The organism is Kitasatospora sp. NPDC059803, from assembly GCF_042732255.1.
GTDB lineage: Bacteria > Actinomycetota > Actinomycetes > Streptomycetales > Streptomycetaceae > Kitasatospora.
In genome coordinates, this window is record NZ_JBHWIJ010000164.1 from 1 (window position 1) to 18,554 (window position 18,554).

Genomic DNA, 18,554 nt, shown 5'->3' on the forward strand with positions numbered 1-18,554 from the left:
TGTGGCTGGCCGAACGCTGGGGGCGGTGGGAGGACCTGCAGCGGCACGTGGTGAAGGAGTGCGGCGCCCCCCACCCCCACACCGCCGCCCGGGAGCCGGCGCTCGCCGCCGAACTCGCCTCGTTCTTCGCGGACGAGCGTCCTGACGGCCCGACCGGGCGCCTGGTGCGGGAGCTCGCCGGGCTGTTCGCCGTCCCCGGGATCGCCGAGGCGGTCACCGCGCTCGCCACCGCACCGTCCGGCGAAACGTCCCCGCAGGCCACGGGCGAAACGGCCGCGGCTCCCATCGGGTGATCCGCCGGTTCGGTCCCGACAGCGGGCTCTGATAGGAATGAGCACGGATCCGACGGCACGCCGCCACGGCGCGCGCGGACCCACCCGAACCAGCGGACCGCAGACGCAGCAGAGCGGGGGGCTCAACAGTTGACCCAGGACGTCCAGTTCAGCGCGGAGGCCAATCCCTTCGCAGCGGCGGAGCAGGTCTGCGCGACCCTCGGCACGCTCACCGACGCCCTCTTCGACGAGCGCACCTCCCGCCATCCGGCGGCCTCGCTCAGCACCCTGCGCCCGGCCGAACACCCCGCCGCCGAGGCACTGTTCGGCCTCCCGCTGGCCCCGAACGGCCCGGTGCACGCGGCCGTGGACCGGCTCGGCACGGTGCTCACCGCCGGCACGGCCCGCCCCGGTAGCGGCGCCCGGGTCGCCGACCGGGTGACCGCCGCCCTCCACACCCGCTACGGCGGCGGGGCGGTGCGCGGTGCGATCGCCGACCGGGGCACCACCTCGGCCGCGCTGTTCCACCTGCCGGTCACCGGCGAGTTCGCCGACCCCAAACTGCGCCCGCCGTTCGCCCCGGCACTGGCCGCGCTGGCCGCCGGGCAGCAGACCCGCCAGCCGGTCGAACTGGCCACCGGCGCGGGTGCCGAGGTCCGGCTGGTGGTCCCGCCCGGCTTCCACCCGCTGACCTCCCCCGGTGGTCCGGCCGGGGTCTGCTCCCGTACGGTGCCCGCGCCGGCGGGCGGGGCGGGCGACGTCGCCCCGGCCACCGCCGCGGCCGCCGAGGAACTGACCGGGCATCTGGCCGAGGTCGCCGAGGAGCTGTTCAGCGGTGACGGTCCGGAGCGGCGCCGCGACTTCGCGGTCATCGCCGCCACCCTCGCCGACCTGGTCCACGACGCCGGCACGGTCTACGCGGGCGTCTGCGCGCTGGACGTGGACGGCCGGGCCTCCGACGCCGCCCTCGTCGTCTCGCTCGCCCGGCACCCGCTGCCGATCACCGCGCTCGCCACCGAACTCGCCACCGTCCGGCGGCACGCCGAGGTGTGGACGGTCCTGCTGCCGGCCGGGCCGGCCGCCGTCCTGGTCGAGGGACGGACCGTCCCGGTGCCGGGGCCGCTGTCCGCCGACGGGCAGCGGCGCTGGGTGGTCACCTCGGCGGTCGAGGCCTTCGTCCCGCTGCCGGACGGCGGCACCGTGCTCTGCGTCCAGCTGTCCACGGCGCAGCCGGAGGACTGGGACCTGTACACGCGGGCGTTCGCGGAGCTGCTGAAGAGCGTTCAGTTCGGCTGGGACGGGGAGGTGGCCGGCGCCGCGCCCGTGCCCGCCACACCTGCTGCCGCTCCCGCTCCCGTTCCCGTCGAGAAGGAGCCGGAAGAGGCGGAGGAGGTGCCGGCTGACCTGCGCGGCACGCCGGTGCAGCTCCCGCCCGAGGACTTCAACCCGTTCGCGCCCGTCGCGGAGGCCTCCCCGGCCGACGCCGAGCCGCAGGCGGCGCCAGCCAGGCGGAAGGGCACGCCGGTCATGGTGCCCCCGCCGGACTTCAACCCCTTCGCCCCGGAAAGCCTCCCGCCCACCCCGGACACGTCCCCGGCAGCGGCCGCCCCGACCACCGACCCGTTCGGCACGGTGACGGCCGACCAGTCGGACCCGTTCGGCACCACGCTCGCGGCGCAGGGCCCGGCCGTCCCGCCGCCGCCTTCCGCGCCGCCGGCCGTTCCCGCGCAGGACGCCCCGCGCAAGGGCACGCCCGTCATGGTGCCCCCGCCGGACTTCAACCCCTTCGCCCCGGAAAGCCTCCCGTCCACCCCGGATGAAGCGACGGAGACCGACGCGGCGGAGGCTTCGGGCCCGGAGACCAGGCCGTTCGGCTGAGCCCCGGCAACGGCCCCATCCGACCGGATCCAACCCCAGGGGGCCGCGACAACGCGACGCCGAGAGCCGACAGTTGGCCGCTGCCACGGACAACGCCCGGACGCGGCAGGAGGGTTGGCGAGGCCCTGCGCCGTCAGCCCGCGCGCCGGGCCAGGTGGACCACGTCCGGCACGCCGCGGCTGACCGGGATCTCGTGCGTGACGACGTCGGAGAAGCCCACCGCCCGCAGCGCCTCCTCGAAGTCAGCGGAGGGCTGGGCGCTCCACACCGCCAGCACCCCGCCCGGCTGCAGCCGGTACCAGAGCACCGCGAGCCCGTCGGCGCCGTACAGCCCGGCGTTGGAGTCGGTGACGGTCCAGTCCGGGCCGTTGTCGATGTCGAGGCACAGCGCGTCGTAGCGCTCGCCGTCGGCCGCCGCCAGGTACTCCAGCAGGTCGGTGTGGAGGACCTGGACCCGCTGGTCCTCCAGCGCGCCGCCGGAGAAGGCGCCGAGCGGCCCGTTCCGGTGCCAGTCGATGATGGCGGTCTCGCGCTCGACGATGGCGATCCGCCCCCAGCGCGGCTCGGCCGCCGCGTACGCCAGCGAGAAGCCGACGCCGAGGCCTCCGATCAGCACCGAGGGCTCTGCGGGGGCGCCGGTGCGGTCCAGTTCGTCCAACGCCACCTGGATCAGCAGGCGTTCGGAGCGGCCGTCGGCGGTGTCCATCAGGAAGCAGCCGTTGGCGATGATCTCGAAGTGCCGACCGCGCCGGCGCAGTACCACCTCGCCGAACGGGCCGTCCCGCCGGTCGAGCGTGACGACGGCCTCGTGAGCGTCCCGTTCGGGCAGTGCGGTGGACATGCGGCTTCCTCAGCGGACTCGGGTGCAGGAGCGTCCCGGCGGACGAGTACCCGCCCGACAATAGCCGAGTCCGCCCCTGCGCCCGTCACGTCGTGACCAGCACCCCGGCGTAGGAGACGCCCGCGACGACCACCCAGGAGCCGAGCCCGAGCAGGGCGAGCCGCCCGCCGGTGCGGACCATGGTCGGCAGGTGCACGGCGCTGCCGAGACCGAACAGCGCGGCGGCCAGCAGCAGTTCCTGGGCGTCCCCGGCGAGGGTGAGCGCCCGCTCCGGAAGCACCCCGGTGGTCCGCAGCACGATCATCGCGAGGAACCCCGCCACGAACAGCGGGACGATCGGCGGGCGGCTGCCGGTCTTGACCGGGTTCTTCGCAGGGTCTTCCCCCGACTCCTGGCCCGCCCCGACGACGGCCGCCCCGCCCCGTCGCGCCCGGCGCCGCACCGCGATGGCCATCCCGGCGACCAGCGGTGCCAGCAGCACCACCCGCATCAGCTTGACCAGGACGGCCTCCCGCAGCGCGCCCGCCCCGCCGGTCTGCGCGGTGGCGACCACCTGCCCGACGTCGTGCACGCTCGCGCCGACCCACCGCCCGAACTCCACGTCGCCCAGCCCGAACGGCTGCTGGAGCAGCGGCAGCACGGCGATGGCCAGCGTCCCACACAGGGTGACCAGGGCCACCGAGGCGGCGACGTCCTCCTCCTCGCTGCCGGCCGCCTGGCTGACCGCGCCGATCGCCGAGGCGCCGCAGATGGAGTACCCGGTGGCGACCAGCAGCGGCTGGTCGCCCGGCAAGCCGAGCCGTCGGCCGAGCCAGAGCGTGCCGGTGAAGGTGGCCGCGACCACCGCGAGCACCATGGCGACGGTGGCCCAGCCGAGGCCGAGCACGTCGTCCAGGCTGAGCTTGAGCCCGAGCAGGACGATCCCGAGCCGCATCAGCCGCTTGCCGGCCATGGACAGCCCTGGCCGGGCCACCCCGCGCACCACCGGGCGCAGCCCGGGCAGGTGGGCCGCCGCCATGCCGAGCACGACGGCGGCGGTGAGCTTGGGCACGGCGGGCACGGCCGCGTGGACGGCGATCGCGGCGGCCACCCCGGCCGCCGCAAGCAGCAGGCCGGGGGCGTCCCCGCCGAGCGGGGGCAGTGAGCGGGTGCGCGTGGCGCGCTCCCGGAGGGTCAGTGCCACGCCGCCCTCACTGCTGCTGGTCGGCGGGCAGCCGGTAGACGCGCCGGATGCTGGTGCCGAGCCGCGAGACGTCCGCGCCGTACACGTGGATGGAGATGGCGGTGCTGTTGCAGGCGTTGCGTACCAGGTGGATGTCACCGGGCGGGGCGAAGGCCGCGACGGTGCCGGCCGGGCCGGCGACGTGCTCGGTCTCGACGAGGTGGGCGGTGCGGCCGTCGGAGACCAGCCGGTAGCGGGTCTCGCTCTCCTGGCCCTGGTGGACGCCGGCCACGCACCACGAGACGTGGTCGTGGATCGGGGTCTGCTGGCCGGGCAGCCAGACCAGGGCGACGACGGAGAAGCCGCCGTCCTCCTCGGCGTGCAGAACGTGCTGGCGGTAGCGCTTCGGGTCGCCCTCGCGCTGGGCGGGGGTGAGCAGCGCGTCGGGCCCGTCGGGGTCGGCGTGCAGGTGCGGGGCGAGGCGTTCGCCGACCAGGTAGGCGGTGAGTTCCGGGGGCAGTCCGCGGTCCACGACGGCACGGATCTCGCCGATCAGGGCGGTCATCCGCTCGGTGAGCCGGTCGCTGCCGACCGTGGCTGGGGGTGTCATGCCAGCAGGTTCGGCTGCACCGACCCATCACGTCCAACGATGGTTCTTAAGCTTCCCCCCAACTTCAGCTTATGAATCGCCCCGGCGAGCACCCACCGGAGCCACGACTCAGCACCCGATCCGGTCAGCACCCGATCCGACTGGCCGCCGCCCGCCGCAGATGGTCCAGCACCAGCCCGGTGGCCGGTATCCGCCGGTGCTCGCGCAGCACGTACGCGCTCACCTGCCGACGCAGGTGCGGTTCGACGGCCCGCCCGGTGACCTTGCGGTGGCACATGAAGGAGAGCACCAGCGCGGGCATCAGCGCGATCCCGACCCCGGCGGCGACCAGGCTCTGGACCGCGAGGTTGTCGTCCGTGGAGAACACGATGTCCGGCGCGAAGCCCTCCTCCGCGCAGACGTTCAGCAGGTTGGCCCGGCAGCGCGGGCACCCGGCGATCCAGCGCTCGCCGTCGAGGTCGACGAGCCGAACGGCGTGCCGACGGCCGAGCGGGTGTCCGACCGGCAGCAGTACGGTGAGCAGGTCCTCCATCAGCGGGATCTCGTCCAGCCCGTCGGGCACCTCGGTCGCGCCGCCGGGGTAGCGGAAGGCCAGCGCGATGTCGCACTCCCCGCGCAGCAGTCGCTGGACGGAGTCCGGCGGTTCGGCCTCCAGCAGCTCGACCCGCACACCGGGGTGTTCGGCGAGCAGCCGGGCCATCGCCTCGGGTATCAGAGTGGCGTTGGCGCTGGGGAAGGCGCAGACCCGCACCCGCCCGGCCCGCAACCGGGCGAGCGCGGCGAGCTGCTGCTGGGCGGCGGAGAGGCTGCCGAGGATCAGTTCGGCGTGCCGGGACAGCGCCTCGCCCGCCTCGGTGAGCCGCAGTCCGCGCCCGGCCCGGGTGAACAGCGCGACGCCGACGGTGCGTTCGAGCGCCTTCATCTGCTGGGTGATGGCGGGCTGGGTGTAGCCGAGCTCGCGGGCGGCGGCCGAGTAGGAGCCTGCTCTGACGACCTCGTGGAACGTCCTGATGTGCCGTGAGTCGAATACCGGCTCCATGGCCCCTCCCCCGGTCGTCGTCGTCGAGCCTCCGCAATCATAAGAGGAAATTGGAGGTGCCCGCTCTATCCCCACCCGCACCTATGGTTCAGGATCGAACCAGCCTTCTCACTGCTGCGCGGACGGCGGCAGCCCCATCGCCACCCCGGCCTTGACCACCGGCGCCCCGCCCCGCATGCTCGGGCTGCGCCGGCTGCGGCGCTCGACCCAGCGGGCGAGCCAGGAGAGCAGCAGGCACATGCCGATGTAGATCGGCGCGATCACGATCACCACGGGGATGAACGGCAGGTCGTAGTCGAGGTTGGTGGCGATCAGCTTGCCCGCATGCAGGAACTCCTCGTAGGTGATCAGGAAGCCCAGCGAGGTGTCCTTGAGCGCGACCACCAGCTGGCTGATGATGGCCGGCAGCATGGCCCGGTTGGCCTGCGGCACCAGCACGTACGTCATCACCTGAGTCTTGCGCAGGCCGAGCGCGTAGGCCGCCTCGCGCTGCCCCTTGGGCACCGCGAGCACGCCGGCCCGGAAGACCTCGGCCAGCACCGAGCCGTTGTACAGCACCAGCCCGGCCACCAGCGCCCACAGCGGCTGCACCTTGAGCGCGACGAAGACGAAGAAGATCATCACCAGCAGCGGCATGGCCCGGAAGAACTCCACCACCACCGTGGAGAGCACCCGCACCACCTTGTGGTCGGACAGTCGCCCCGCCGCGAACAGCGCGCCGAAGGGCAGCGCGAACAGCACCGTCCAGCCGAAGGCCTTGAGGGTGTTGCCGAGCCCGCTCAGCAGCAGGTCCTGGACGCCCCGGTACTCGAAGGGCATCCACTTCTGGTACGTGAACTGGTGGGTGTGGAAGAGCATGTAGACGATCCAGCCGATCAGCGCCGCGATCAGCAGCAGCGCGATCCCGCCGTACAGCCGGTGGCGGGCGAGCGCCTTCGGACCGGGGATGTCGTACAGCGCCGAGGATCCAACGGTCATCGCGACACCGCCACTCGTCGTTCCAGCAGGTTGAAGACGGCGCTGACGGCCAGGGTGATGATCAGGTAGCCGACGGCGATCCAGACGAAGGTCCAGATGATGCTGTAGCCCAGCTCGTTGATCGTCCGGTAGGTGCCGAGCAGTTCGGTGACGCTGAACGAGCCGGCGATCGCCGTGTTCTTCGCCAGCGCGATCATCACACTGCCGATCGGCGCGACCACCGACCGGTACGCCTGCGGCATGACCACCACACTCATCGTCTGCCCGAAGCTCATGCCCAGGCTGCGCGCCGCCTCCCCCTGCCCCACCGGCACGGTGTTGATGCCCGAGCGCATCGCCTCGCAGACGAAGGCCGAGGTGTAGCAGCCGAGCGCGGCCACCGCGAAGACGAAGAACGGCAGCGTGATGTTGAAGCGCGGCAGGCCCAGCACCACGATGAAGAACAGCAGGGTCAGCGGCGTGTTGCGCAGCAGCGTCACCCACGCCGTCCCGAACACCCGCAGCGGCCGGACCGGCGAGACCCGGAAGCCCGCGATCATCACTCCCAGCACCAGCGACAGCACGGCGCTCACCGCGAACAGCGAGAGCGTGCCGAGGAAGCCCTCCCAGTAGGTCGACCAGTTGTCGGTCAGCGTTTTCACGGCGCGGCCCTCTCAGTACCGGTCGATCGGCGGCGGTGTGGGCGCCGGCTCCCCGGACAGGCCCAGGGTCGCGTCGTAGGCCTTCTTCCAGTCGCCGTTCTGCTCGTTCTGCGCCAGCGCGTCGTCCAGGGCCAGGCGCAGCACGGTGTCGTTCTTCGGGGTGCCGATCCCGTACGGCTCCTGGGAGAACAGCGGGCCGACCACCTTGAGCTCGTCCGGCGCCTTGGCCGCGTAGCCCAGCAGGATCGCGTTGTCCGTGGTGACGGCGTCGACCTGGCCGGTGATCAGGTTGTCCACGCAGGCCGAGTAGGTGTCGTAGCCGATCAGCTTCGCCTTCGGGAACTGCGACTGGATGCGCTGGTACGGGGTCGAGCCGGCCGCCGAGCAGACCTTCTTGCCGTCCAGGTCCTGCGGGCCGTGGATGGTGTTGTCGTTCCTGCGCACCAGCAGCGACTGCCCGGCGATGAAGTACGGTCCGGCGAAGCCGACCAGCTTCTTCCGGTTGTCGTTGATGGTGTAGGTGCCGACGTAGAAGTCCACCTGGCCGTTCTGCAGCGCGGTCTCGCGGTTGGCCGAGGCGATGGTCTTGAACTCGATCCGGTCCGGCGGAAAGCCCAGGTAGGCGCCGACCATCTTGGCGATCTCGATGTCGAAGCCGGAGTACACGCCGGTGGCCGGGTTCTTCTCGCCCAGGTACGGCTGGTCCTCCTTGGCGCCGACCACCAGGTGGCCCCGGCTCCGGGCGGCGTCCAGGGTCGGCGAGCCGGTGATGGAGGCGGCGTCGCGCACCTGGTAGCTGGGCAGCGCACTCGCCTGCGGGCCCTTGGGCGGCGGGGTGCCGGGCTTGCCGCAGCCGGCGGCCAGCACGGCGAGCAGCAGGACGGCGGCGAGCGCCGTCCGGCCCCGGGCGGCGGTGGTCTTCCTCGTCACGGCGCCGCCTCAGTGCTTCAGGATCTTGGACAGGAAGTCCCGGGCGCGCTCGCTCTCCGGAGCGTTGAAGAAGTCCTCCGGGGCGCGGTCCTCGACGATCCGGCCGTCGGCCATGAAGACCACCCGGTTGGCGGAGGCCCGGGCAAAGCCCATCTCGTGGGTGACCACGACCATCGTCATGCCCTCGTGGGCGAGCTGGCGCATGACGTCCAGCACCTCGTTGATCATCTCGGGGTCGAGCGCCGAGGTCGGCTCGTCGAACAGCAGCGCCTTCGGGTCCATCGCCAGCGCCCGGGCGATCGCCACCCGCTGCTGCTGGCCGCCGGAGAGCTGGGCCGGGTACTTGTCGGCGTGCGCCTCCAGCCCGACCCGCTCCAGCAGGGCGCGGGACTTGGCGTCCGCCTCCGCCCGGGGCCGGCCGCGGACCTTGATCTGCGCGAGCGAGACGTTCTGCAGCACGGTCTTGTGCGCGAACAGGTTGAAGGACTGGAACACCATGCCGACCTCGGCGCGCAGCCGGGCCAGCCCCTTGCCCTCCTCGGGCAGCGGCTCGCCGTCGATCAGGATGGTGCCGTCCTCGATCGGCTCCAGGCGGTTGATCGCCCGGCAGAGCGTCGACTTGCCGGAGCCGGACGGTCCGATGACCACGACGACCTCGCCGCGGCCCACGGTCAGCTCGATGTCCTGGAGGACGTGCAGGTCCCCGAAGTGCTTGTTGACGCCGCGCACCTCGATCAGCGGCGTGAAGGCCGACGGCCCCGCCTGGGCCGGCCCGGGAGCGCTGGTCACCGGCCGCGACGCCCCTTCAGCAGCCAGCCCAGCGCGCCGCCGGCGAGCAGCGTGGCGAGCAGTGCGATCCAGAGCGGCGCGGTGACGGTGAACACCCAGAACTGGATCTTCACCTTGTCGAGGTTCGCGAACAGGAACCACACGGCGAGGACGACGATGACGCCGATCCCGATGTACCGGGTGGGGATCCCAGCGATCTCGCTGCGTTTGGAGCCGGACGAGCCGTCCGAAATCTTGGTCACCGGAGCAGTCTGCGGGCCGGGGATCCGATTTGCCCGGTTACACGCCCTGATGGGCGAGGGAGTAACCCGCACGGGGCAATCAGGCCCCGTGCGGGTTTGAAATGCCGTACGGGTCAACGGCGCCGTACGGGTTCGACGGCGCCGGCCCGCTACCGCTCGTCCCGCCAGGAGCGCCAGAGCGCCGCGTACGGGCCGCCGGCCGCGACCAGCTCCGGGTGGCTGCCGTACTCGCTGATCCGGCCGCCCTCGACCACCGCGATCACGTCCGCGTCGTGCGCGGTGTGCAGCCGGTGGGCGATGGCGATCACCGTGCGGCCCTCCAGCACCCGGGCGAGCGAGCGCTCCAGGTGCCGGGCGGCGCGCGGGTCCAGCAGCGAGGTGGCCTCGTCCAGCACCAGGGTGTGCGGATCGGCCAGCACCAGCCGGGCCAGCGCCAGCTGCTGGGCCTGCGGCGGGGTCAGCGCGGTACCGCCGGAGCCGACCTCGGTGTCGAGGCCGTGCGGCAGCGCGTCCACCCAGCCGCCGGCTTCCACCGCGTCCAGCGCGGAGCGCAGTTCGGTGTCCTCGGCCCCGGGCGCGGCCAGCCGCAGGTTGTCCCGCAGGGTGCCGACGAAGACGTGGTGCTCCTGGTTCACCAGGGCGACCTCCGCCCGCACCCGCTCGGCCGGCATCCGCGCCAGCGCCGCCCCGCCGAGCGTCACGCTGCCGCGCCCGGGGGCGTAGATCCCGGCCAGCAACCGCCCCAGCGTGGACTTGCCCGCCCCGGACGGCCCGACCAGCGCGACCCGGCTGCCCGGCGCGACGTCCAGGCTGATGCCGTGCAGGACGTCGGCGCCCTCGCGGTAGCCGAACCGGACGTCCCGGGCCTCGACCCGGCGGCCGTCCGGGTGGCTGGACTCGTCGCCCTCGTGCTCCGGCACCTCGCGGACGCCGACCAGCCGGGCCAGTGAGGCCTGGCCGATCTGCAGCTCGTCGTACCAGCGCAGGATCAGGTCGACCGGGCCGGTCAGCATCTGCGCGTACAGCACTCCTGTGGTCAACTGGCCGACGGTGATCCACCCCTTGAGGGTGAACAGCCCGCCGAGCAGCAGGGTGGCCAGCACCGCCGAGGAGTAGACCGCGTCGATGGTCGGGAACCAGACCGAGCGCAGCCACAGGGTGTAGCGCTCCCAGGCGAGCCACTCGCCCAGCTTGCGGTCCGTCAGGGCGATCCGCTGGTCGCCCAGGCGCAGCGCCTCCACCGTCCGCCCGGCGTCCACCGTCTCGGCCAGCACGGTGTTCACCGCGGCGTACCCGGCCGACTCGTTGCGGTAGGACTGCGGCGCGCGCTTGAAGTACCAGCGGGAGCTGGCCAGCAGCAGCGGCAGGCCGATCAGCGAGGTGAGCGCGAGCAGCGGCGAGGTGACCAGCAGGGCGCCGATCACCAGCAACAACGACACGATGGCGACGGCGAGTTCGGGCACGGCCTCGCGCACCGACTTGTCCAGCCGGTCGACGTCCGTGGTGCCCCGGGAGACCAGGTCCCCGGTGCCGGCCCGCTCCAGCACACCGGTGGGCAGCGCGACCGAGCGGACCAGGAAGTCCTCGCGCAGGTCGGCCAGCACCCGCTCGCCGAGGACGGCACCGCGCATCCGGGACCAGCCGGTGAAGGCGGACTGCACCACCAGCGCCAGCAGGTACCAGCCGACCGCGACCGCGATGGTGGCCTCGGCGGTGCCGGTGGCCAGCGACTCGACCAGGCTGCCGAGCACCCAGGGGCCGACCAGCCCGGCCACGGTGGCCACCGAGTGCAGTGACACCACCGCGGAGAACCCTCGGCGGTGGCGCCGGGCGAGCAGGCGCAGGTAGGCGCGCACGGCGGCCGGTGAGCCGACCGGCAGGGTGGTGGCCGGCCCCTGCTCCTCATGGACGGGGGGCTTCATGACGTGCTCCTCAGGTATGCGGCGGGTCGGGCGGGGCGGACGGCGCGGGTGCCCACGCGGCCGCTCATACCGGCTCCCCCACCGGTGCCGGCTCCTCTTCGCGGGTGACCACGGCCCGGTAGGCCGGCTCGGTCCGCATCAGGTCGCGGTGCCGCCCGGCCACGGCCACCCGGCCGTCGCGCAGCAGCACCACCCGGTCGGCCTGGTCGAGCAGCAGCGGGCTGGTCGCGAAGAGCACGGTGGTGTGCCCCGCCCGGGTGTCCCGCAGTCCGGTGGCGATCCTGGACTCGGTGTGGGCGTCCACCGCGCTGGTCGGCTCGTCCAGGACGAGGACCGGCGGGTCGGCCAGCAGCGCGCGGGCCAGGGCGAGCCGCTGGCGCTGCCCGCCGGACAGCGAGCGCCCGCGCTCGGTGATCCGGGCGAGCATCGCGTCGCCCGCACACTCCGGCGAGCCGTCCACCAGGGCCTCCAGTACGTCGTCGGACCGGGCGGCGGCCAGCGCCTCGGCCACCGAGACCCGCCCCGAGGACGGGATGTCGAACAGCCCGGCCAGGGTGCCGGAGAGCAGCACCGGCTCCTTGTCGTGGACCAGCACCGCCGCCCTGGCCTCGGCCAGCGGCACCGCGTCCAGCTCCGTCCCGCCGAGCCGGACGGAGGGCTGCTCCGGCTCGTCCTCGGCGGCCGGGACGTGCCCGCCGAGCCGCCCGGCGAGCGCCCCGGCGAAGTCCGGGTCCCCGCAGACGACCGCGGTCAGCTCCCCGGCCCGCGCGGTCAGCCCGGTCGCCGGGTCGAACAGGTCGGCGTTCCCCGGCTTGTTCAGCGAGGCCTCGGCCACGCCGCTGCTGCGGCTGAGCGAGAGCACCCGGACGGCGCGCCCGGCGGAGACCCGGGCGACGCTCCAGGCGTGCGCGGCCTCGCCGAGGATCCGCAGCGGCGCCGCGAGGAAGGCGGTGGCGCCGTACACGGCGATCAGGGTGCCGACGGCGAGCTCGCCCGCGGCCGCCTGCCGGGCGCCGTACCACGTCACCCCGATCACGAACAGGCCTGGCAGCAGGACCTGTTGGGCCTGCATCAGCGACCAGATCCGGGCCGATCGGACGGCCGCGGCCCGGACCTTCTGGGAGGCGGCCCGGTACCGGTCGAGGAACAGTTCCTCGCCGCCGATGCCGCGCAGCACCCGCAGCCCCGCCACGGTGTCGGCGGCCAGCTCGGTGGCCTTGCCGCCGAGCGTGCGCTGCTGCTCGTACCGCCGCTCGAACGGCCCGATCAGCGGCCAGACGGCGGCCGCCAGCACCGGGACGCCGAGCAGCACCCCGACCCCGAGCACCGGTTCGACGACCAGCACGGCCGAGCTGACGGCCAGCCAGACGATCACCGCGGCCCGGACCCGGGCGACGAGTTCGACGTACCAGCCGATCCGCTCGACGTCCCCGCTGCCGACCGCGACGACCTCTCCCGTGGCGATCCGGCGGGACAACCCGGCGCCCAGGTGAGAGGCCTGCCGGGCCACCAACTGCTTCACGTGGCACGCCGCGTGGATCCAGTTCCAGATCGCCTGCCGGTGCAGCAGCACAGCACCGAGCGCGGACAGCACGGCGAGCGCCACCGCGAGGGCGCCGGCCCGCCAGATCCCGGCGGCCTCGCCGTCGACAGCGGCCTGCACGCCCCACCCGAGCGCTATCGGCAGCGCCGCCTGGCCGCCCATCTCCAACAGCGCCCAGCAGGTGGCGAGCACCTGCCCGCGCCGCTGGCCGCGCTGGAGCCAGCGCAGGAAGGCCGGGGGCGAGGAGAGATCGGGACTACCGGGGTCGGCCAACGGCAGGGGGGTGAGCAGCATGACACTCCGATACAGGAGGGTGCGGGACGGTGCTGGAGGTCCTGGAGGTGCTGGAGGGCGCGAGCAGGCGTGAGCGGGCACGCCGGGAGAAGGTCACGAGCCGGAGGCACGGGTCTCGCGGCACGGCGGGCCCGACTCGCGCGAACAGCGGAAGACGGGCGGCGGCGGGCGACAGCGCGGCGCCTCGCCCCGGCGGCATCGGCGCGTCCGGGGCGGCGCCGAACGGGACCGCCGGACGGGACGGCCGGACGGGGGCGGGAAGGGCACGAAGGGCCCGGATCTCAGGAGGTCATGGCCACGAGCCTGCCAACCCCGATGTGATCTGCGCAACAGGTTTTTTCGCCGCCCGGCCCCCGGATCCCCGCCGAAGCGGGCCTCCGGCCCCGCAAGATTCCCCCGAACGGCGGGAACAATCCCGCCCGGGTCCCAGTTGCCCCCTTCTGGAATCAGACGGACAACCAGGAGGGCACCCCTTCCCGTGAGCAACATCCCCAACGTCACGCTGAACGACGGCGCGCAGATCCCGCAGCTCGGATTCGGCGTGTGGCAGGTCCCGGACGACGAGGCCACGACCGCCGTCCGCACCGCGATCGAGGCGGGCTACCGCTCCATCGACACCGCGGCCATCTACGAGAACGAGGCCGGCACCGGCCAGGCGATCACCGAGGCCCTGGCCGGCGGCGTCGCCCGCGAGGACCTCTACATCACCACCAAGCTGTGGAACTCGGGCACCCGCGACTGGTCCGGCGAGCAGGGCCGCGACGCCGTCCTGCGCGAGTTCGACGCGTCGCTGGCCAAGCTCGGCCTCGACTACGTCGACCTCTACCTGATCCACTGGCCGCGCCCGAAGCACGGCAGCTACCTGAACGTCTGGAAGGCCTTCGAGCAGCTGAAGGCGGACGGCCGGGTCAAGTCGGTCGGCGTCTCCAACTTCGGGCCCGAGCAGCTCACCCGACTGCTCGACGAGACCTCGGTCGTCCCGGTGCTGAACCAGGTCGAGCTGCACCCGTACTTCCCGCAGACCGAGCTGCGCGCCTTCCACGCCCAGCACGGCATCGCCACCGAGGCCTGGAGCCCGCTGGGCCAGGGCAAGGAGCTGCTCGCCGAGCCGGTGCTGGCGAAGATCGCCGAGAAGCACGGCCGCACGGTCGCCCAGGTGGTGCTCCGCTGGCACCTGCAGAGCGGCGTGATCGCGATCCCGAAGTCGGTCACCCCGGCCCGCATCCGGGAGAACCTGGACGTCGCCGGCTTCGAGCTGGATGCCGAGGACCTCGCCGCGATCGCCGGTGTCGCCACCGGCACGCGGATCGGTCCGGACCCGCAGGAGTTCGACTGGAACTGACGGCACCCGCCGTCCGACTTCTCTGACGAGCGGTCATGTCGAACGACCGCCCACCCCTGCAGGGGTGGGCGGTCTTCGGTGTGCCGCGATCCACCAGCGCCGACGAGCAGCGGCCTCCGGCACGTCAGGCCACCAGCACCTTGAGCCGTCAACGGCTTGAGTCATCAACGCCTTGAGCCGTCAACGCCTCAAGCCTTCGGCACACCAGGCCTTCCGTACGTTGGCGAATCGTTTTGGCTGGCGCTCAAAGGATCCTTCTAGAGCCGCGCCGCCTTGCCGAGGAGCGCCAGCGCGGGCCCGTGCTCACTCTCGTCCAGCGGGGCGAGCAACAGCCGCTGGACCTCGGCCACGCCGGCCGTCGAACGGTGCAGCAGGTCCTGGCCCGCCGGCGAGAGCGACAGCAGGTTGCGGCGCCCGTCCGAGGGGTCGCGCCGGCGCTGCACCAGACCACGGCGCACCAGCCGGCTCACCATCTCGGCCATCGTCGCCTTGTCCAGCGAGGCCAGCTCACCGACCGTGCGCTGGTCGGCGCCCGGTTCCAGTTCGAGCGCGTCCAGCACCGCGTACTGCGGAGCCGTCAGCTCCGCACCGACGTGCTCCGACCAGAGTTTGGTGTGCACCTGCTGGCCCACCCTGATCAGGTAGCCGATCGCCCGCTGCGCGTCCAGTATCGGCCGTGTGTCGGAGAACACGGCGACCGCGGCGGGCTCCAGCCTGGCTATCTTGGCCATCACCCGCACGATCTCCACCTGCTCCTCCGCCGTCAGCGGCTCGAACAGGGTGCGCTGCACGCGGACCACACCGCCGGTGGCCTCACGCACCGCCTGGGCACCGCTCTGCGAGAGAGCGAGCAGTTTTCGCCGGCCGTCGGCCGGGTCACGCCTTCGCAGCACCAAGCCGCGGCGGACCAGCCGCGCGACCATCTCCGCCATCGTCGCCTTGTCCAGCGAGGCTCGCTCGCCGACCGTCCGCTGGTCGGCACCCGGTTCGAGGGCCAGGACCAGCAGGACGGCGAACTGCGGAGCCGTGAGATCGGCTCCGACATGCTCGGACCACAGCCTGGTGTGAACCTGCTGTGCAACGCGAATCAGGTGTCCGGGCGACTGTTGCAGTCGCGCGGACACGCGGGTCGTCGGGATCTCCCCCAGCACCATGTATCCGTCCCGATGTCACACCCGGTGTGTGTGGGACACCCGGGTGGGGCAGTAACGGCGAGTGGGCGTCCAGCTATGAGGGAGGGCGCTCCAGCCGTGCAGCCGGTGGCTGCTGGCGGACACTATACAAACGGCGGGCCCTTGCTGGCAGGCAGGGGCGGATAGTAGACGCAGGTTCGGCAACATTGGCATATTTACGCGCCCGCCACGCCCTCTCGGTAACCCGTTCTCAGTAGAAAGCCGACCGGTCGGTCCTTACCGACCGTCACCCGCGACTCTCCGACCCTGTTCGCCCTCCCTACTCGCGGGTAGGGTGTGGCCACCCTCCCCGGGGCGCTCCCCGCGGAGACCACCCCGAGAGAGACGAGAGCGAGCATGACCGAGCAGAGCACCGCCCCCCGGGTCGCCGTCGTCACCGGCGCCGCCCGCGGCCTGGGCGCCGCCACCGCCGTGCAACTGGCCTCCGACGGCTACGCCGTGGCCGTCCTCGACCTGGACGAGACCGCCGGGAAGGACACCGTCGACCGGATCACCGCGGCCGGCGGCCGGGCCCTGGCCGTGGGCGCCGACGTCTCGGACGCCGACCAGGTGCAGGCCGCCGTCGACCGGGTGGCCGCCGAGCTCGGCGCCCCCGTCGTGCTGGTCAACAACGCGGGCGTGCTCCGCGACAACCTGCTCTTCAAGATGTCCGAGTCCGACTGGGACACGGTCATGAACGTCCATCTGCGCGGGGCCTTCCTGATGACCCGCGCGGTGCAGAAGCACATGGTGGACGCCGGTTTCGGCCGCATCGTCAACCTGTCCTCCTCGTCCGCCCAGGGCAACCGCGGCCAGGCCAACTACTCGGCCGCCAAGGCCGGTCTGCAAGGCTTCACCAAGACTTTGGCCATTGAGCTGGGCAAGTTCGGCATCACCGCCAACGCCGTGGCCCCCGGCTTCATCGCCACCGACATGACCGCGGCCACCGCCGCCCGGGTCGGCATGGACTTCGAAGACTTCAAGCGGGCTGCGGCCTCCCAGATCCCGGTCCAGCGGGTCGGTCTGCCTGAGGACGTCGCCCACACCATCTCCTTCCTCGCGAGCGAGGGCGCCGGCTTCGTCTCCGGGCAGGTGATCTACGTCGCGGGCGGCCCCCTCGACTGAGCACGGAACCTACACAGGGTTACCACGGAGTGGGAAGCCGGCCGCGCCGGCCGCCCACTCCGTTTTCTTTACCGGGGCTTTTGCAGAATCATTCGAACACCACACTGGCATTCGATCCGAGAATCGCGGAAATCACTCCCCGGGCGGACCTCTCCCCGCCAATTGTCGATTTCACGGGAAAATGACAAATCCCTCCGGAATAGCCCCGGCCGGATGGGTAAGGTCACCCCCGTGCAAGCCCCGAGTACCCCCGCGCCCTATCCGAACCAGGGGCCGGAGCAGCTCACCACCACCCACCGCGAGCGCCCGAGCCCCGAACGAGCCCACCGCCGCGAGCCCGGCTGGCCGCCGATGGGCCGCCGACAGGCCGCCCTGCTCGCCGTGACCTGCGTCGCCTACCTGCTGGTCCTGGCCGGTGTCCTGCTCAACACCGCCCTGGTCGACCTCGACTGGTCGGTCCGACTGTTCCGCCCCTACGAACGCTGGCCCAGCCTGGAACCGCTGCTCGACACCTGGGTGGTCGCCGGGCAACGCGGCCCCTCCGCCATCGCCGCCTTCGTCTGGCTCGGCTGGCGCGCGCACCGGCTGGGGCGGCTGCGCCCGCTGCTGGTGATGGCCGTCGCGCTGCTGCTGCTCAACGTCACGGTCGGCGCGGTCAAGATCGTCACCGGCCGGCTCGGCCCGCACTACGCCCAGTACGTCGGCTCGCCCGAACTGTTCTCCGGCGGCACCATCTTCCCGTCCGGTCACACCGCCAACGCGGTCGTCACCTGGGGCGTGCTCGCCTACCTCGCGGTCCGCTGGCGGCGCACCGGCGCGGTGATCGCCGCCGCCACCGCCTGCTCGATCGGCCTGACCACGCTCTACCTGGGCACCCACTGGGTCACCGACGTGCTGGCCGGCTGGGCCGCCGGACTGCTGGTACTGCTCTCGCTGCCGCTGCTGGAGCCGCTGGTCGTCGCCGCCGAACAGCGGTTGGCCCGTCGGCCGGGCCACTGAGCCCGCACGCCACGACCACCGCGGCCACCGGCCACCCCGGCCGCCGGAAAGGTCGACCACCGGGAGGGCGGCCCTACCCCTCCCAGCTACGCTCGACCACGCCGTCGCGCACCGCGAGGTTGAGCCGGCCCTCACGGTGGTCCATGGTCATCATCGCCCCCGGCTCCAGCACCCGGACCGAGGCCCAGCCGTGCCGCCGGGCCAGCTCCCGGGCCCGTTCGATCCGCAGCCCCGCGTAGCCCTCGGCGTCCGCCGCCGCGTCCGACCCCGTCATCACGTCTCCCCCGCTCTCCCCCACGGACGTACGCTGGAATCGTAGCCCCCACCCGCGCGGCCCGGAGGTGAACGGCCATGCGCACCACCACTCCGCGACGGCCGTGGCGCAGCGGCACCGAGCCGGCCACCGCCCGCAGCGATCTCAAGCTCCGCTACCTGCTGTCGCTCACCTTCACGCCGCTGTTCGCGCTCGCGACGGCGGGCTTCGCGATCTGGGCGGCGGCCTCCCCCGCCAACGGCGCCCCCAGCCAGGGGACCCTCACCGGCTTCGCCATCGCCTGCGGCCTGCTCACCCTGTTCGCCACCGTCGATCTCGTCGTGGTCATCCGGCGCCGCCGGACCGAGCTCTGACACGGTGTCTCCCACGGAGTGGGGGGGGGGGGGCCGCCGCGCGGCACACCCGCCCGACAACACCGCCCACCCCCCCCCGCCCCCCCCGCGACCCCCCCCCCCACCGCGCGAGGGACGGCGCCCCCGCGGGAGGCAGGCCACCCCCCCC

The 18,554-nt window shown here is 73.0% G+C and carries 18 protein-coding genes and 1 pseudogene; 6 read left to right on the forward strand and 13 right to left on the reverse strand.

The window, feature by feature from the left end:
- Positions 1 to 293: pseudogene (locus ACFV6I_RS24145) on the forward strand (hypothetical protein); the annotation flags it as partial.
- A 129-nt stretch (positions 294 to 422) separates the two neighbouring features.
- Positions 423 to 2,150: a hypothetical protein gene (locus ACFV6I_RS24150; RefSeq protein WP_380427556.1), complete on the forward strand. Its 1,728-nt coding sequence runs from the start codon at positions 423 to 425 to the stop codon at positions 2,148 to 2,150.
- Between the two features lie 133 nt (positions 2,151 to 2,283).
- Here the strand turns inward: ACFV6I_RS24150 and ACFV6I_RS24155 are convergent, their stop codons facing one another.
- The 11 genes from ACFV6I_RS24155 to ACFV6I_RS24205 form a co-directional block, all read right to left on the reverse strand.
- Positions 2,284 to 2,991, reverse strand: a complete 708-nt coding sequence (locus tag ACFV6I_RS24155) for a spermidine synthase (protein WP_380427558.1) — start codon at positions 2,989 to 2,991, stop codon at positions 2,284 to 2,286.
- 85 nt (positions 2,992 to 3,076) lie between these two features.
- Positions 3,077 to 4,168: a YeiH family protein gene (locus tag ACFV6I_RS24160; RefSeq protein WP_380427560.1), complete on the reverse strand. Its 1,092-nt coding sequence runs from the start codon at positions 4,166 to 4,168 to the stop codon at positions 3,077 to 3,079.
- Positions 4,169 to 4,181: 13 nt separating this feature from the next.
- Complete coding sequence (locus ACFV6I_RS24165; protein ID WP_380342271.1) at positions 4,182 to 4,763, reverse strand: cysteine dioxygenase; 582 nt, start codon at positions 4,761 to 4,763, stop codon at positions 4,182 to 4,184.
- A 124-nt stretch (positions 4,764 to 4,887) separates the two neighbouring features.
- A complete protein-coding gene (locus ACFV6I_RS24170) occupies positions 4,888 to 5,802 on the reverse strand; it encodes a LysR family transcriptional regulator (RefSeq protein ID WP_063350112.1) in 915 nt (304 codons plus the stop codon).
- A 108-nt stretch (positions 5,803 to 5,910) separates the two neighbouring features.
- Positions 5,911 to 6,780: an amino acid ABC transporter permease gene (locus tag ACFV6I_RS24175; protein WP_063350111.1), complete on the reverse strand. Its 870-nt coding sequence runs from the start codon at positions 6,778 to 6,780 to the stop codon at positions 5,911 to 5,913.
- Entirely contained in the window at positions 6,777 to 7,421 is a 645-nt protein-coding gene (locus ACFV6I_RS24180) for an amino acid ABC transporter permease (protein WP_063350110.1), read from the reverse strand. The genes ACFV6I_RS24175 and ACFV6I_RS24180 overlap by 4 nt, the downstream gene beginning before the upstream one ends.
- A 12-nt stretch (positions 7,422 to 7,433) precedes the next feature.
- Positions 7,434 to 8,351 carry a glutamate ABC transporter substrate-binding protein gene (locus ACFV6I_RS24185; RefSeq protein ID WP_063350109.1) on the reverse strand — a complete coding sequence of 306 codons (918 nt, stop codon included), beginning with the start codon at positions 8,349 to 8,351 and terminating at the stop codon, positions 7,434 to 7,436.
- 9 nt (positions 8,352 to 8,360) lie between these two features.
- Positions 8,361 to 9,089 (reverse strand): amino acid ABC transporter ATP-binding protein, encoded by a 729-nt coding sequence (locus ACFV6I_RS24190; protein ID WP_063351563.1) that lies wholly within the window; start codon positions 9,087 to 9,089, stop codon positions 8,361 to 8,363.
- A gap of 47 nt (positions 9,090 to 9,136) precedes the next feature.
- Positions 9,137 to 9,382 (reverse strand): LapA family protein, encoded by a 246-nt coding sequence (locus tag ACFV6I_RS24195; protein WP_363616943.1) that lies wholly within the window; start codon positions 9,380 to 9,382, stop codon positions 9,137 to 9,139.
- Between the two features lie 149 nt (positions 9,383 to 9,531).
- The gene (locus ACFV6I_RS24200; RefSeq protein ID WP_380342279.1) at positions 9,532 to 11,304 is read right to left on the reverse strand and encodes an ABC transporter ATP-binding protein; all 1,773 of its coding nucleotides are present in this window, start codon (positions 11,302 to 11,304) and stop codon (positions 9,532 to 9,534) included.
- A gap of 64 nt (positions 11,305 to 11,368) precedes the next feature.
- The gene (locus ACFV6I_RS24205) at positions 11,369 to 13,141 is read right to left on the reverse strand and encodes an ABC transporter transmembrane domain-containing protein (protein ID WP_380342282.1); all 1,773 of its coding nucleotides are present in this window, start codon (positions 13,139 to 13,141) and stop codon (positions 11,369 to 11,371) included.
- A 478-nt stretch (positions 13,142 to 13,619) separates the two neighbouring features.
- Here ACFV6I_RS24205 and ACFV6I_RS24210 point away from each other — a divergent pair, with 478 nt between their 5' ends.
- On the forward strand, positions 13,620 to 14,483 hold the full coding sequence (locus ACFV6I_RS24210) for an aldo/keto reductase (protein ID WP_380342285.1): 864 nt from the start codon (positions 13,620 to 13,622) through the stop codon (positions 14,481 to 14,483).
- A gap of 257 nt (positions 14,484 to 14,740) precedes the next feature.
- On the opposite strand, the gene ACFV6I_RS24215 is transcribed toward ACFV6I_RS24210, so the two are convergent.
- The gene (locus tag ACFV6I_RS24215) at positions 14,741 to 15,637 is read right to left on the reverse strand and encodes a MarR family winged helix-turn-helix transcriptional regulator (protein WP_244293510.1); all 897 of its coding nucleotides are present in this window, start codon (positions 15,635 to 15,637) and stop codon (positions 14,741 to 14,743) included.
- A gap of 375 nt (positions 15,638 to 16,012) precedes the next feature.
- On the opposite strand from ACFV6I_RS24215, the gene fabG reads away from it, so the two are divergent.
- Both fabG and ACFV6I_RS24225 read left to right on the forward strand, forming a co-directional pair.
- Complete coding sequence (gene fabG / locus ACFV6I_RS24220) at positions 16,013 to 16,780, forward strand: 3-oxoacyl-ACP reductase FabG (protein ID WP_063350105.1); 768 nt, start codon at positions 16,013 to 16,015, stop codon at positions 16,778 to 16,780.
- 231 nt (positions 16,781 to 17,011) lie between these two features.
- Positions 17,012 to 17,779 carry a phosphatase PAP2 family protein gene (locus tag ACFV6I_RS24225; protein WP_363377226.1) on the forward strand — a complete coding sequence of 256 codons (768 nt, stop codon included), beginning with the start codon at positions 17,012 to 17,014 and terminating at the stop codon, positions 17,777 to 17,779.
- A 73-nt stretch (positions 17,780 to 17,852) separates the two neighbouring features.
- Here ACFV6I_RS24225 and ACFV6I_RS24230 read toward each other — a convergent pair whose 3' ends face one another.
- On the reverse strand, positions 17,853 to 18,053 hold the full coding sequence (locus tag ACFV6I_RS24230) for an I78 family peptidase inhibitor (protein ID WP_063350104.1): 201 nt from the start codon (positions 18,051 to 18,053) through the stop codon (positions 17,853 to 17,855).
- Positions 18,054 to 18,130: 77 nt separating this feature from the next.
- Here ACFV6I_RS24230 and ACFV6I_RS24235 point away from each other — a divergent pair, with 77 nt between their 5' ends.
- Positions 18,131 to 18,406: a DUF6343 family protein gene (locus tag ACFV6I_RS24235; RefSeq protein WP_063350103.1), complete on the forward strand. Its 276-nt coding sequence runs from the start codon at positions 18,131 to 18,133 to the stop codon at positions 18,404 to 18,406.
- Positions 18,407 to 18,554: the final 148 nt, after the last annotated feature.

What these genes read in the sequence shown, in the direction of transcription:
- ACFV6I_RS24155 (WP_380427558.1), bottom strand. Translation starts at nt 2,991, where the DNA reads ATGTCCACCGCACTGCCCGAACGGGACGCTCACGAGGCCGTCGTCACG.
- fabG (WP_063350105.1), top strand. Translation starts at nt 16,013, where the DNA reads ATGACCGAGCAGAGCACCGCCCCCCGGGTCGCCGTCGTCACCGGCGCC.
- ACFV6I_RS24165 (WP_380342271.1), bottom strand. Translation starts at nt 4,763, where the DNA reads ATGACACCCCCAGCCACGGTCGGCAGCGACCGGCTCACCGAGCGGATG.
- ACFV6I_RS24175 (WP_063350111.1), bottom strand. Translation starts at nt 6,780, where the DNA reads ATGACCGTTGGATCCTCGGCGCTGTACGACATCCCCGGTCCGAAGGCG.
- ACFV6I_RS24200 (WP_380342279.1), bottom strand. Translation starts at nt 11,304, where the DNA reads ATGAAGCCCCCCGTCCATGAGGAGCAGGGGCCGGCCACCACCCTGCCG.
- ACFV6I_RS24215 (WP_244293510.1), bottom strand. Translation starts at nt 15,637, where the DNA reads ATGGTGCTGGGGGAGATCCCGACGACCCGCGTGTCCGCGCGACTGCAA.
- ACFV6I_RS24235 (WP_063350103.1), top strand. Translation starts at nt 18,131, where the DNA reads ATGCGCACCACCACTCCGCGACGGCCGTGGCGCAGCGGCACCGAGCCG.
- ACFV6I_RS24230 (WP_063350104.1), bottom strand. Translation starts at nt 18,053, where the DNA reads ATGACGGGGTCGGACGCGGCGGCGGACGCCGAGGGCTACGCGGGGCTG.
- ACFV6I_RS24170 (WP_063350112.1), bottom strand. Translation starts at nt 5,802, where the DNA reads ATGGAGCCGGTATTCGACTCACGGCACATCAGGACGTTCCACGAGGTC.
- ACFV6I_RS24205 (WP_380342282.1), bottom strand. Translation starts at nt 13,141, where the DNA reads ATGCTGCTCACCCCCCTGCCGTTGGCCGACCCCGGTAGTCCCGATCTC.